A 476-nucleotide genomic window follows, 5' to 3' on the forward strand; every position below is an offset into this window, starting at 1 on the left:
TGCGCAATACCGTCCCAAAGACCGTAAAGCACGTTGCCAAACCCTTGCGCATAGGCCACTTGCAGCGAGGTATACCGATCGACATAACCGGCCTTGGAATAGCTCTCCCATATCGGCTTGAACGTGCTCGTCCACTCGCCACGCAGGCGACCTTCCAGCAAGCTGATCCCGGACTGATAGGAGGCATACAGCGCCTTGATGTGGTCCTTGGAAACGTTGGGATAAAAGCTGACCCGGTACTGCCGGTCGACGGTGCACTCGGTGACTTCGAGAATGCCGCTGGGGCCGATGGTTTTATGGAGGGGGTCGCCGAGCGGGCCACCGTCTTGCGCGATTTCCTGGAGCATCACGGGCGTATTGCCGATGGGCACGAACCGTGTGCTCTGGAACATGTGCACCAGGGTCAACGGTGAGTTGGCCTTGCAGGTCGCGACGGTGCTGCTGGGATACAGAGCGCGGGTGATGGGCGCGACCAG

The 476-nt window shown here is 60.1% G+C and carries 1 pseudogene; it reads right to left on the reverse strand.

The features are described from left to right. Positions 1-476, reverse strand: a pseudogene (locus V3W39_RS33635) (type IV secretion protein Rhs); the annotation flags it as partial.

Origin of the sequence: Pseudomonas sp. Z18(2022) (assembly GCF_036346535.1) — a bacterium.
Taxonomy (GTDB): Bacteria; Pseudomonadota; Gammaproteobacteria; order Pseudomonadales; family Pseudomonadaceae; genus Aquipseudomonas; species Aquipseudomonas yamanorum_A.